This window comes from Streptomyces sp. NBC_00647, assembly GCF_045207245.1.
Taxonomy (GTDB): domain Bacteria; phylum Actinomycetota; class Actinomycetes; order Streptomycetales; family Streptomycetaceae; genus Streptomyces.
This window is the reverse complement of the sequence record NZ_CP109040.1, coordinates 5,773,491-5,785,858: the sequence shown is the minus strand read 5'-3', so window position 1 is coordinate 5,785,858 and position 12,368 is coordinate 5,773,491. Positions and strand designations below refer to the sequence as shown.

Sequence of the window (12,368 nt, the reverse complement as noted above, 5' to 3'; positions counted from 1 at the left end):
GCGGACCGAGGCGGCGGACCCAAGGTCCACGCCGGTCCACGCCGGAAACGGACCGATGAGACGGACCGACGGCTTGCGCCCGAAAAACGCCCGAAAAAAGGAGTGAGGGCAGTGGCGTGGTGCCACTGCCCTCACTCCGTCACGTCCGTCACGTCTGTCGGCCCGGGACGCGGGCGGCTCAGGAAGCCGCGCTCCGCAGCCCTGCCAGGTCGATGTGCTCCGTCTCGTCGTGCGCGGTCAGGTCGATGACCTGACGGCCGACATCGCGCGAACCCTCGCTCGCGGGCTTGAACCCGGACTCGGCCTCGGCCTTGTGCAGGGCGAGCGCCTCCTGGCCGACCACATCGGCCAGGTCCTCGTTCTGTACGGCTTCCATCGCGGCGGCGTCGGACGACTCCTTCTGCGTACCGAAGAAGTCGAACCCGCCCTCGACCGAGGGCCGTCGCACCGGCGCGGTGGGCGGGACGACGGCCACCGCCGTCGGCACGGTGAAGTGCCCGGACCGCTGGGCGGGCTTGGCGGAATGCGACGCCCGGGCCGGCTGCGCCGCCTCGGCCTGCGCCGCCGTGGCGGTTGCGGCGGATTCGGCGGACTGCGAAGGCTTGGCCTCGGCGACCGCGCGCTGATGCTCGCCGGCCGCCTCGGGCTTCCCCTGCGCCCCACCCGCTTCCGCGACGGCGTCCGGGGACGGACCCGTCTCGCCTGCCGAAGCACGCCTCGTGGGCTCGGCCTTCACGACCGTGTCCTTCGTCGCGACGGCGTCCTTGGTCGCGACCGCACCCCTCGCCGCCGCGTCCCTCTTCGCGGCCGCGTCCCGCTTGACGGCCGCGTCCAGCGCGGACTCGCCACGCGCGGGCGCCTCGCTCAGGGGTTCGGCCGTCGCGGAGCCGGCGTCCGCTTCGGAAACGGCATCGGCATCGGCATCCGAGTCCGGCTCCGAGTCGGGCAGCGCCAGGGCCACGGACCCCGAGATCGTCGAGGCCTCGGTGCCTTCCGCGTCCCGAGTACCGCCGGCTATCCGGCTCAGCGCCGCGCCGGCCCGCAGAAAGAGCGACGACCCGGCCGGAGAGAAGACCTCGGGAGACTCGTCGGCCGCGGCCTCGACCCCGGCGTCTGCCTCTCCGTCCGCCTCCGCCTCCGTGGAAGCCGTGTCGTCATCAGCCGTCGTGAAGGCCGCGATGGCCTCCGCCCCGCTCCCGGACACCGCGCCCTCGGAGCCGCCCGACTCCTCGGACTCCTCGGACTCCTCCGGCTCCTCGGACGTCTCGGGCGCGTCCGGCGAATCCACCGCGTCGGCGGAGCCCTCCGCGCCAGGGGAATCCGGCGTCTCCGGGGAGTCCGGCGCCCCTTCCGCATCCGGAGCCGTCCGCGCGGCCGGCAGGGCGCGCGTCGGCACTGCAGCCTCTATGGCGAGCTGCCTGCGGCCCTCCAGAGCGGTCGCCCGCTCCGTCTCCGCCGTGGCGTACCGCCGCAGCAGCGCCGCGTGTTCGTTGCGCAGGCCGGCCAGCTCGGTGCGCTTGGCGCGCAGCTTCTGCTCCAGCTTGACCCGCAGCTCCCGCGACTCGTCGAGGTCGGTCTCCAGTTCGGCGACACGCTCCTCATGGCGCCACTCGTCGCTCGCTCGCGCGCGCGTGAGGTCGGCGACGCGTTTACCGGCCGAGGTGTCCCAGCGGCGCATGACGACCGCACCGGCGACCGCTGTCGCCGCGGCGCCCGCGGCCAGCACACGGAGCACGAACGCCTCCGTGAACAGCCAGGGCCCTACGGCGCAGACGAGCGACACGCCGGCGATCGCCGAAGGAGGCAGCACCCTGTGCAAGGGCGGGGAATGGCGGTGGCGTCCACGTGGCATGGCCAGAAACTTACCGCGCGTAGGCGAATCTTGGTGCCCCGCCCGGTAAAAACACAGTCACCCCGGAACGATTGTCCCGTACCAGCCGCCGACAGGGCACACCGCTTGTCCCACAAGGCCCGTCATACCCCCGGTCACTCCGGCTCCTCGATCAATTCCGCGGCTCCGGACGGTTCACCGAATCGGAATCATCGGGGCACGACATTTCCCCGAGGGGCGACATTTCTCCGTGCCGGACACAGAATTCTTCCGGGGGCCCGGTCCGACACGACCCACTACACGGCCCGGCCCCGGCCCGACCGCAGCGGCCCGCACGACAAGGCAAGGCAAGGCAAGGCAAGGCTGGGCAGGGCAGGGCAGAGCAGGGCTGGACAGGGCAGGGATCGGCTGGGCGCGCGTCAGCGGTCGCTCAGCCGCCCGCTGATCCACTGAAGCGCCGCGGGGATCTCCCGCCGCCACGTGTTGAAGTTGTGGCCGCCGCTGTCGAGGATGATCGACGAGATCCTGGTACGCCCGTTGGACTTCACGAGGTCTATGAAGTCCAGCGTTTCCTTGTAGTTGGATTCGCCCGCCCTGCTGCTGCTGACGAGCAGTGAAGTGTCGGGCGCGGGCTTGTTCCTGAGATACCAGCGCAGGTCGGCGCTGTCGCGCAGCGCCTTGTCGCCATGGAAGAGATCGCCCGTCGTCCGGTCGACCGCCGCCTTGTAGTACGGCGACAGGCCCGCGCCGGCGGCGAACACCTCGGGGTGGTGGACGGCGAGCTTCAGCGCGCAGTATCCGCCCGTCGAATCGCCGATGACGCCCCAGCTCCCGGGCTTCCGGCCCACCCTGTAGTGGGCCGATACGGCGTCGGGGAGGTCCTTGGCGAAGAAGGACTCGGTCTGCGGACCGCCGGGCACGTCCACGCACTCGGTGTCCCTCGGGGGTGCCACGGTCGGCCGCAGCATGACCAGGATCATCGGCTGGATCTGGCCGTTCTTGGCCAGCCGGTTCGCCGTCTGCGGGAAGTGGAGGCCCTTGATGAGCGCTTCGGCGGTGCCGGGGTAGCCGGTCAGCACGGTCGTGACCGGGAACGTACGGGTGCGGGACCGCGGCTGGAAGTACTCCGGTGGCAGGTAGACGTACGCCGATGTGGCGATACGGGTGGTACGGCCGATGATGTCGATCTTCTGGATCTGGCCGCCCACCTGCGGCCGGGACCCGCCCGAGACATTCACCCGCCGGGTGTCCACCACCTGGAGGGGGCCGCCGCCCGGACCGCCCGCCCCGTTGTGGTCGACGACCACGCCCTCACCGCGCTCCCTGCCGAGGAGATCCGCCCAGCTGGCGTAGAACCCGAACGCCTGGTTGGCGCACAGCCCGACCGAGGCGAACAGCGCCACCTGGGTGGCCAGCAGCAGGCCCACACGTCCGCCGACGGACCGCCAGGTGCGCCGGGCCAGCCGGGGCCACCACCACACCGTGCCGACGAACAGCAGCACGGCGAGCAGGACCGCCAGAACCAGCACCTTGTTGCTCGTGAGACCCATCGCCTGTTCCCGCCTGCGCTTTCCGCCCGGGCCGGTCCCGCTCCTTCGCGAGTCCTTGCCCTGGACTTTTCTTGCCTTTTGAACCGGCTTTCCGGAGAGGAGTGAACCTGTCTCCCCAAGACACCGTCCTAGAGGGCGCAATGTCGCCGGATGCCGGATTGGCACCGGGTTCAAGGTCTCTCGCAGAACCACGGGATGCGATGTCTGTCAGGATAGATGGGGAATTGTCGGGCGAGGTTCCGGGCCGAACAGGCCGGACGCGGCGCATACTCCGCGGTCCGAGCCCCGAGGCCGTTCCCGCCCTGGTCGCCAGGGCCTGCACGCTCGTGGGCCTCCTGGACATCGCCGCGGGCGTGTTCCCGCGCTTCCGTCACAGCCGTATGCACGCCCTGGCGGAGGTGCTGCCCGGCTCGTTCGGCCCGTTCGCCGCGGCGCTCTCGCTCAGCGCCGGGGTGCTTCTGCTGCTGCTCGCCCACGGGCTGCGCCGCCGCAAACGGCGGGCGTGGCGCGCCGCGGTCGCGCTGCTCCCGGCAGGCGCCGCCGCGCAGTTCGCGTACCGCCACTCGTTGATCGGCGTCGTCATCTCGGCCGCGCTGCTCGCACCGCTGCTGCGCCACCGCGATGAGTTCGCGGCCCTGCCCGATCCACGCAGCCGCTGGCGCGCGCTGGCCAACTTCGTTCTCATGGGCGCCGGTTCCCTCGTCCTCGGACTCGTCATCGTCAGCGTCCACGAGAACCGCATGATCGGCGACCCGAGCCTGGCCGACCGCATCAGCCACGTCCTGTACGGCCTGGTCGGCTTCGAAGGCCCCGTCGACTACGCCGGACCCACCTCCTGGACGGTCGCCTTCTCCCTCGGCGCCCTCGGCTGGCTGACCGCCGTCACCACCGTCTACTTCGCCTTCCGCCCCGAACACCCCGCCGCCCGCCTCACGGAGGACGACGAGACCCGGCTGCGCGTCCTCCTGGACAAGCACGGCGCCCGCGACTCCCTCGGCCACTTCGCGCTCCGCCGCGACAAGGCGGTCGTCTTCTCGCCCAGCGGCAAGGCGGCGGTGACCTACCGGGTCGTCTCCGGGGTGATGCTCGCCAGCGGCGACCCCATCGGCGACGTGGAGGCCTGGCCCGGTGCGATCGAACGCTTCATGGACGAGGCCAAGGCACACTCCTGGACGCCCGCCGTCATGGGCTGCTCCGAGACGGGCGGCGAAGTGTGGACCCGCGAGACCGGCCTCGACGCCCTCGAACTGGGGGACGAGGCGGTGGTGGATGTCGCGGATTTCTCCCTCTGCGGACGCGCGATGCGAAACGTCCGCCAGATGGTGAAGCGCATCGAGCGGGCTGGTTACGAGACGCGGGTACGGCGCATCCGTGACCTCGGAGAGGGAGAACTGGACCGGATACGCCGGGCCGCGGACGACTGGCGCGGCACCGACACCGAGCGCGGCTTCTCCATGGCGCTCGGCCGCGTCGGCGACCCGTCCGACGGAAACTGCCTGATCGCCACCGCGCACAAGACCGACGACCCGCTAGGCCCGTACGGCGACCTGAAGGCCGTCCTGCACTTCGTCCCCTGGGGCACGGACGGTGTGTCGCTCGACCTCATGCGCCGCGACCGCGCGGCCGACCCCGGAATGAACGAACTCCTCATCGTGGCGGCGCTCCAGGCCTCGCCCCGCCTCGGCATCAACCGGATCTCGCTCAACTTCGCGATGTTCCGCGCGGCACTGGCCCGCGGCGAGAAGATCGGCGCAGGGCCGGTGCTGCGCGCCTGGCGCGGACTGCTGGTCTTCCTGTCCCGCTGGTTCCAGATCGAGTCGCTGTACAAGTTCAACGCCAAGTTCCGCCCGCGCTGGGAGCCGCGCTTCGTCGTCTACGGCTCCTCCCGCGACCTCCCCCGCATCGGCTTCGCCGCCATGCAGGCCGAGGGCTTCGTGAACCTGGCCCTGCCCCGGGTGCTGCGCCGCCGCGCACCGGCTCCGCGTCCGTGCCCGCACGCGGTGGCGGAGCGGGGGGTGAGAGCGGCGTAGCCGGCGGGCGGGCGGCCCGCGTCCGCGCACCGGGAACCGCTGAGACCGGCAGGGGGCGATTCCGCCCCTCGGCGGAGGCCTAGGCTGGACGTATGAGTATTGAGCGCGGGCGCGGCCGAGTCGCGGGACTGCCGACGTGGGACCGCTGCGCGGTCATGGGGGTCGTGAACGTCACCCCCGATTCCTTCTCCGACGGCGGCCACTGGTTCGACACGACGGCCGCGGTCAAGCACGGCCTGGAGCTCGTCGCCGAGGGCGCCGACCTCGTGGACGTGGGCGGCGAGTCCACCCGCCCCGGCGCCACCCGCGTCGACGAGACGGAGGAGCTCAAGCGCGTCATCCCCGTCGTGCGCGGCCTCGCCTCCGAGGGCGTCACCGTCTCCGTGGACACCATGCGCGCCTCCGTCGCCGAGCAGTCCCTCGCCGCGGGCGCGGCCCTCGTCAACGACGTCAGCGGCGGCCTCGCCGACCCCGCGATGATCCCGGCCGTCGCGGCCGCGGGCGCCCCCTTCGTGGTCATGCACTGGCGTGGCTTCCTGGCGGGCGGGAACGTCCAGGGGGCGTACGAGGACGTGGTCTCCGAAGTCCTAGACGAACTGCACGCACGCGTGGAGGCCGTTCTGGCGGGCGGCATCGCCCCCGACCGCGTCGTCGTCGACCCCGGGCTCGGTTTCTCCAAGGACCCCGAGCACGACCTGGCCCTCCTCGCCCATCTCGACCGCCTCCGCGCCCTCGGCCACCCCCTGCTGGTCGCCGCCTCCCGCAAGCGTTTCCTCGGCCGCGTACTGGCCGGTTCCGATGGCGCCCCGCCACCCGCGCGCGAGCGCGACGCCGCCACGGCCGCCGTCTCGGCGATCGCCGCCCAGCAGGGCGCCTGGGCGGTCCGCGTGCACGAGGTACGGGCCACCGCCGACGCCGTACGGGTCGCGCGCGCCGTCGAGGGTGCCCGGACCGGCGGGGCATCGGACGCCGCCGGCGGTCCGGCCGCAGAGGGAGCCCGGTGAGCACACCGCGTACCGACGTCGAGCAGGTCGAACTCGCCAACACCGCGTTCTACGAGGCGATGGAACGGGGTGACTTCGAGGAACTGTCCTCGCTGTGGCTGGCCCCGCTGGACACGTCCGACGACGACTTCGAGGGCGAGGGCGCGGTCGTCTCCTGCGTCCACCCCGGCTGGCCCGTCCTCAACGGCCGCGGCGAGGTCCTCCGCTCGTACGCGCTGATCATGGCGAACACGGAGTACATCCAGTTCTTCCTCACCGACGTGCGCGTCTCCGTGTCCGGCGACACGGCCCTGGTCACCTGCACCGAGAACATCCTCAGCGGCGGTCCCGCCCCCGACGAGGGCGAGGAGCTCGGCCCGCTCGTCGGCCAGCTGGTCGTCGCCACGAACGTGTTCCGCCGTACCGCCGACGGCTGGAAACTCTGGTCCCACCACGCCTCCCCCGTGCTCGCCGAATCCGGCGAGGAAGAGGACGAGGACACCGCCGGTTGAGTGGGTATACGGCCCGCAGGGACCAAAAGGTGGTTGGAATCACCAGCCCGGGGTAGGGGCGGCTATCAACCCGTGAGCCGCCGTGTTCCCCAGGGGAAACGCCCGGTGAAGCCTCGTGGCCTTCGCCCGGCGCCCGCCTCCGTGGGCGAACGTTGTCAGTGCCCGCAGGTAGATTCGTTCGAGGCCGGTGTGCCGACCGCATTCGGCGCACGACGGGCCGTCACCGACGATTGCAGGAGTGATTCGCGTGGATCGTGTCGCGCTGCGCGGCCTCAAGGCCCGCGGGCACCACGGCGTCTTCCAGAAGGAACGCGAGGAGGGCCAGACCTTCATCGTGGATCTGACGCTGGGCCTGGACACCCGGCAGGCCGCGGCCGACGACGACCTGGCGAAGACCGTGCACTACGGCATCGTCGCGGAGCAGGTCGTGGCCGTCGTCGAGGGTGAGCCCGTCGATCTGATCGAGACGCTCGCCGAGCGCATCGCCCAGACGTGTCTCAAGCACGACGGGGTCCAGGAGGTCGAGGTCTGCGTCCACAAACCGGACGCGCCGATCACGGTCCCCTTCGACGACGTGACCGTCACCATCATCCGGAGCCGAGTATGACCGCGTTCTTCACCGAGGGTCAGAGCGACCCGACCGTCCAGCCGGTCCCCGCCTCCGTGGTCGAGCAGGTGGACGCCGCGGACACGACCCTGTCCAACCCCAGGCGCGCGGTGATCTCCCTCGGTTCGAACCTGGGCAACCGCCTGGAGACGCTCCAGGGCGCCATCGACGCCCTGGAGGACACCCCGGGCGTCCGGGTCAAAGCGGTCTCCCCCGTCTACGAGACGGAGCCGTGGGGCGTCGAACCGGGCAGCCAGCCGTCGTACTTCAACGCGGTCGTGGTGCTCAGGACCACCCTCCCCCCGTCCTCGCTCCTGGAGCGGGCGCACGCGGTCGAGGAGGCCTTCCACCGCGTACGGGACGAGCGCTGGGGCCCGCGCACGATCGACGTGGACATCGTGGCCTACGCCGACGTCGTCTCCGACGACCCGGTGCTGACCCTCCCTCACCCGCGCGCCCACGAGCGGGCCTTCGTGCTCGCCCCCTGGCACGACGTGGATCCCGAGGCCCAGCTCCCCGGCCGCGGCGCCGTCGCCCAGCTCCTCGCCGCCGTCACCCAGGACGGTGTCGCGGAACGTCCCGACCTGGAACTCCGGCTGCCCGAGTAGTCGTTAAGGTCAAGACGACCACACGCCGGCCGGCCCGACACAGGCCCCGGCCACAGGCGGGCTACCGAAGGGGCATCGTGAAAGAGCTGCGCATCAGGACACTGGCCGCCGTGTTCGTGGTGGCCGGAGTGCTGTCATGGGCGGGCGCCCGCCTGTGGGCCGCGGTGGGCACGCTGCCCCGGGTCCCGCTGGCCGCCCCCATCGTCCTGGCCCTGATCGCGATCGTCCTTCTCGCGACGGCACTCTCGCTGCGTGCCCGCCTCAAGGCTCAGCGCGAGCGCCGCCCCGGCGCCAAGGGCGTCGATCCGCTGATGGCCGCCCGCGCGGTCGTCTTCGGCCAGGCGAGCGCCCTGGTGGCCGCCCTGGTGGCGGGCATGTACGGCGGCACGGGCGTGTTCCTCCTGGAATCCCTGGAGGTCCCCGCCCGCCGCGACCAGGCCATCTACGCCGGCCTGTCCGTCGTCGCCGGAATCGGCGTGATAGCGGCGGCCTTCTTCCTGGAGCGCGTCTGCAAGCTCCCCGAGGACGACGACGAGCACCACGGCGGCGTCGCTCCGGTGGCGTAGCCCCGAAGCAGGCCCGCGCCTGGGGGCCTGCCCGGCGTCCGTCCCGGCTAGCGGGCCATGATGAGGCTCATCGCCTCGTTGCGCGTCGCGGCGTCCCGCAGCTGTCCGCGCACCGCCGACGTGATGGTCTTCGCGCCCGGCTTGCGGATGCCGCGCATGGACATGCACATGTGCTCGCACTCGACGACCACGATCACACCGCGCGGCTCCAGGATCTCCATCAGGGAGTCGGCGATCTGTGTCGTCAGCCGCTCCTGCACCTGGGGGCGCCGGGCATAGACGTCGACCAGGCGGGCCAGCTTGGACAGGCCGGTGATCTTGCCGCTGGTGGCCGGGATGTAACCCACGTGCGCGACCCCCCTGAACGGCACCAGATGGTGTTCACAGGTGCTGAAGACCTCGATGTCCTTCACCAGGACCATCTCGTCGTGTCCGATGTCGAACGTCGTCGTCAACACGTCCTCCGGCTGCTGCCACAGGCCCGCGAATATCTCCTTGTACGCCCGCGCCACCCGCCCCGGCGTCTCCCTCAGGCCCTCGCGGTCCGGGTCCTCGCCGACAGCGATCAGGAGCTCCCGTACGGCGTTCTCGGCACGCTTCTCGTCGAACTCGCTGATAACTCCCTCGCCGTCCAGCGTCACGGGGTCGGTCATCTGGTCCTCGTTCCTGTGGATCCTGCGCGTGCCTCGACGCGTCCAAAAGGTGCGGGCACCCGAAAATGCCGCGCCCCCCAGGCTAGAACCTGGGGGGCACGGCATCCATTCCGGGCCTGGTGAGGCCGCCGGGAGCCGAACGATGTCAGCTCTCGGTGCGGTCCTCCGGGGCCGCCTCCGCCGCCGGGACGGACTCCGTCGCGGCGGCGATGGCCGCCGCCGAGCCGTTCGCCCCGTTCGTCAGTGACAGCTCCTTGGGGGAGAGCACCGGCGGGCGGGTGGACGGCGTACGACGGGAGGAGCCGGTCCACGCGGGGCGGGCCGGGCGCTTCACGATGGGAGCGAAGACCTCGGCGATCTGCTCCTTGCTCAGCGTCTCCTTCTCCAGCAGCTGGAGCACCAGCGCGTCGAGGACGTCACGGTTCTCGACCAGGATTTCCCAGGCCTCGTTGTGCGCGTTCTCGATGAGCTTCTTGACCTCTTCGTCGACGAGCGCGGCGACCTCTTCCGAGTAGTCGCGCGGGTGCGACATCTCCCGGCCCAGGAAGGGCTCGGTGTTGTCGCCGCCGAACTTGATCGCGCCCAGACGCTCGGTCATGCCGTACTGCGTGACCATCGCGCGAGCGGTGGCCGTGGCCTTCTCGATGTCGTTCGCGGCGCCGGTGGTCGGGTCGTGGAAGACGAGCTCCTCCGCGGCGCGGCCGCCCAGCATGTACGCGAGCTGGTCCAGCATCTCGTTGCGCGTGGTGGAGTACTTGTCCTCGTCCGGCAGGACCATCGTGTAGCCGAGAGCACGGCCGCGCGAGAGGATCGTGATCTTGTGGACCGGGTCGGAGTTGGGGGAAGCCGCCGCGACCAGGGCGTGGCCGCCCTCGTGGTACGCGGTGATCTTCTTCTCCTTGTCCGACATGATCCGGGTCCGCTTCTGCGGGCCCGCGACCACACGGTCGATCGCCTCGTCCAGCATGGAGTTGTCGATCAGCTTCATGTTGCTGCGCGCGGTGAGCAGCGCCGCTTCGTTCAGCACGTTCGACAGGTCGGCACCCGTGAAGCCGGGGGTCCGACGCGCCACCGCGGACAGGTCGACGTCCGGAGCGACCGGCTTGCCCTTCTGGTGGACCTTGAGGATCTCCAGACGGCCCTGCATGTCCGGGCGGTCGACCGCGATCTGGCGGTCGAAGCGGCCGGGGCGCAGGAGGGCCGGGTCGAGGATGTCGGGCCGGTTCGTGGCGGCGATCAGGATGACGCCGCCCTTCACATCGAAGCCGTCCATCTCGACGAGCAGCTGGTTGAGGGTCTGCTCGCGCTCGTCGTGACCACCGCCGAGGCCGGCGCCGCGATGGCGGCCGACCGCGTCGATCTCGTCGACGAAGACGATCGCCGGAGCGTTCGCCTTGGCCTGCTCGAACAGGTCACGGACTCGGGAGGCACCGACACCGACGAACATCTCGACGAAGTCGGAACCGGAGATGGAGTAGAAGGGAACGCCGGCCTCACCCGCGACGGCGCGTGCGAGCAGCGTCTTGCCCGTACCAGGAGGCCCGTAGAGCAGGACGCCCTTGGGGATCTTCGCTCCGACGGCCTGGAACTTCGCCGGCTCCTGGAGGAACTCCTTGATCTCGTGGAGCTCTTCGACGGCCTCGTCCGAGCCCGCGACGTCCGCGAACGTCGTCTTCGGGGTGTCCTTGGTGATGAGCTTCGCCTTGGACTTCCCGAAGTTCATGACCCGGGAGCCGCCGCCCTGCATCTGATTCATCAGGAACAGGAAGACGACGACGATGAGGACGAAGGGAAGCAGAGACAGCAGGATGCCCACGAAGGGGTTCTGCTTGGACGGCGAGACGGTGTAGCCGTCCGGGATCTGCTTGTTCTCGAATTTGTTCTGGAGTGTGCTGGCCAGGGACACGCCCTGGTCGCCGATGTAGCTCGCCTGGATCTTCGAGCTGTCGTCAACCTTCTCGCCGTCCTTCAGCGAGACCTTGATGACCTGCTCGTCGCCAGTGGTGATCTTGGCCGACTCGACCTGGTTGTCGTTGATCGCCTTGACGACCTGGCCGGTGTCCACCGTCTTGTAGCCGCCGGACGAACCGACGACCTGCATCAACACGACCACGGCAAGGACGGCCAGCACGATCCACATGACCGGCCCACGGAAGTATCGCTTCACGTCCATCCATACGGAGCGGAGCCGCCCCGTCCCTCCTGCCATAGTGAGTTTGATAAAGACTGTTCTTCGGACGGTACCCCAGCATTGTCACCCGAAGCCGCAGGGGACTGCTGGCAATCCCGTCCACGCATGCTCCAACGGCGCGAAACCCGCTGGGGTTCCCGAACGTCCCGCAAGGACTGAGACGCCCTCAGAAAGGGGGCGCTCAGCCGCCGTAGACGTGAGGCGCGAGCGTACCGACGAACGGGAGGTTGCGGTACTTCTCGGCGTAGTCCAGGCCGTACCCGATGACGAACTCGTTCGGGATGTCGAAGCCGACCCACTCCACGTCGATCGCGACCTTGGCCGCGTCCGGCTTGCGCAGCAGCGTGCACACCTTGAGCGAGGCGGGCTCGCGGGAGCCGAGGTTGGAGATCAGCCAGGACAGGGTCAGTCCTGAGTCGATGATGTCCTCGACGATCAGGACGTGCTTGCCCTTGATGTCGGTGTCGAGGTCCTTGAGAATCCGCACCACGCCGGAGGACTGGGTGCCCGCGCCGTACGACGACACGGCCATCCAGTCCATGGTGACGGGGGTGGACAGCGCACGCGCGAGGTCCGCCATGACCATCACGGCGCCCTTGAGCACTCCGACGATCAGCAGGTCCTTGCCCGCGTACTCCGCGTCGATCTTCGCGGCCAGCTCAACCAGCTTCGCGTCGATCTCTTCCTTGGTGATGAGCACCGACTTGAGGTCGGTGCCCATGTCTTTCGCGTCCACCCGCATCACTTTCGGTCGTCCGTCCCACTTTTTTGGGCTCGTTCACCTACGGGGCGCCTGTGTTGGCGGCGGTCCCCTTCGGCTCACCCGCGCACGGCCGC

General features: G+C 70.3%; 11 protein-coding genes. 6 read left to right on the top strand and 5 right to left on the bottom strand.

The annotated features are described in order from the left end of the window. Positions 1–178: 178 nt before the first annotated feature. A complete protein-coding gene (locus tag OG788_RS25425) occupies positions 179–1,852 on the bottom strand; it encodes a hypothetical protein (protein WP_406373659.1) in 1,674 nt (557 codons plus the stop codon). Between the two features lie 398 nt (positions 1,853–2,250). Further along, complete coding sequence (locus tag OG788_RS25420; RefSeq protein ID WP_351542521.1) at positions 2,251–3,381, bottom strand: alpha/beta hydrolase-fold protein; 1,131 nt, start codon at positions 3,379–3,381, stop codon at positions 2,251–2,253. 224 nt (positions 3,382–3,605) lie between these two features. On the opposite strand from OG788_RS25420, the gene OG788_RS25415 reads away from it, so the two are divergent. The 6 genes from OG788_RS25415 to OG788_RS25390 all read left to right on the top strand — a co-directional run bounded on the left by OG788_RS25415 (position 3,606) and on the right by OG788_RS25390 (position 8,687). Further along, positions 3,606–5,411: a phosphatidylglycerol lysyltransferase domain-containing protein gene (locus OG788_RS25415; RefSeq protein ID WP_406373656.1), complete on the top strand. Its 1,806-nt coding sequence runs from the start codon at positions 3,606–3,608 to the stop codon at positions 5,409–5,411. Positions 5,412–5,503: 92 nt separating this feature from the next. Continuing rightward, positions 5,504–6,415 (top strand): dihydropteroate synthase, encoded by a 912-nt coding sequence (folP, locus tag OG788_RS25410; RefSeq protein WP_406373654.1) that lies wholly within the window; start codon positions 5,504–5,506, stop codon positions 6,413–6,415. Then, positions 6,412–6,906, top strand: a complete 495-nt coding sequence (locus OG788_RS25405; protein ID WP_351542524.1) for a nuclear transport factor 2 family protein — start codon at positions 6,412–6,414, stop codon at positions 6,904–6,906. The genes folP and OG788_RS25405 overlap by 4 nt, the downstream gene beginning before the upstream one ends. A 247-nt stretch (positions 6,907–7,153) precedes the next feature. Continuing rightward, positions 7,154–7,513, top strand: coding sequence for a dihydroneopterin aldolase (folB, locus tag OG788_RS25400; protein WP_351542525.1), 360 nt, complete (start codon positions 7,154–7,156; stop codon positions 7,511–7,513). Then, complete coding sequence (folK, locus tag OG788_RS25395) at positions 7,510–8,121, top strand: 2-amino-4-hydroxy-6-hydroxymethyldihydropteridine diphosphokinase (protein ID WP_351542526.1); 612 nt, start codon at positions 7,510–7,512, stop codon at positions 8,119–8,121. Before folB ends, folK begins: the two co-directional genes overlap by 4 nt. Before the next feature lie 77 nt (positions 8,122–8,198). Beyond that, entirely contained in the window at positions 8,199–8,687 is a 489-nt protein-coding gene (locus OG788_RS25390) for a DUF3180 domain-containing protein (protein ID WP_266761223.1), read from the top strand. Between the two features lie 47 nt (positions 8,688–8,734). Here OG788_RS25390 and folE read toward each other — a convergent pair whose 3' ends face one another. The 3 genes from folE to hpt all read right to left on the bottom strand — a co-directional run bounded on the left by folE (position 8,735) and on the right by hpt (position 12,273). Next, positions 8,735–9,340: a GTP cyclohydrolase I FolE gene (gene folE, locus OG788_RS25385; protein WP_351542527.1), complete on the bottom strand. Its 606-nt coding sequence runs from the start codon at positions 9,338–9,340 to the stop codon at positions 8,735–8,737. A gap of 145 nt (positions 9,341–9,485) precedes the next feature. Then, positions 9,486–11,513, bottom strand: coding sequence for an ATP-dependent zinc metalloprotease FtsH (gene ftsH / locus OG788_RS25380; protein ID WP_406373651.1), 2,028 nt, complete (start codon positions 11,511–11,513; stop codon positions 9,486–9,488). Positions 11,514–11,712: 199 nt separating this feature from the next. Next, positions 11,713–12,273: a hypoxanthine phosphoribosyltransferase gene (hpt, locus tag OG788_RS25375; protein ID WP_261704688.1), complete on the bottom strand. Its 561-nt coding sequence runs from the start codon at positions 12,271–12,273 to the stop codon at positions 11,713–11,715. Positions 12,274–12,368 lie beyond the last annotated feature (95 nt).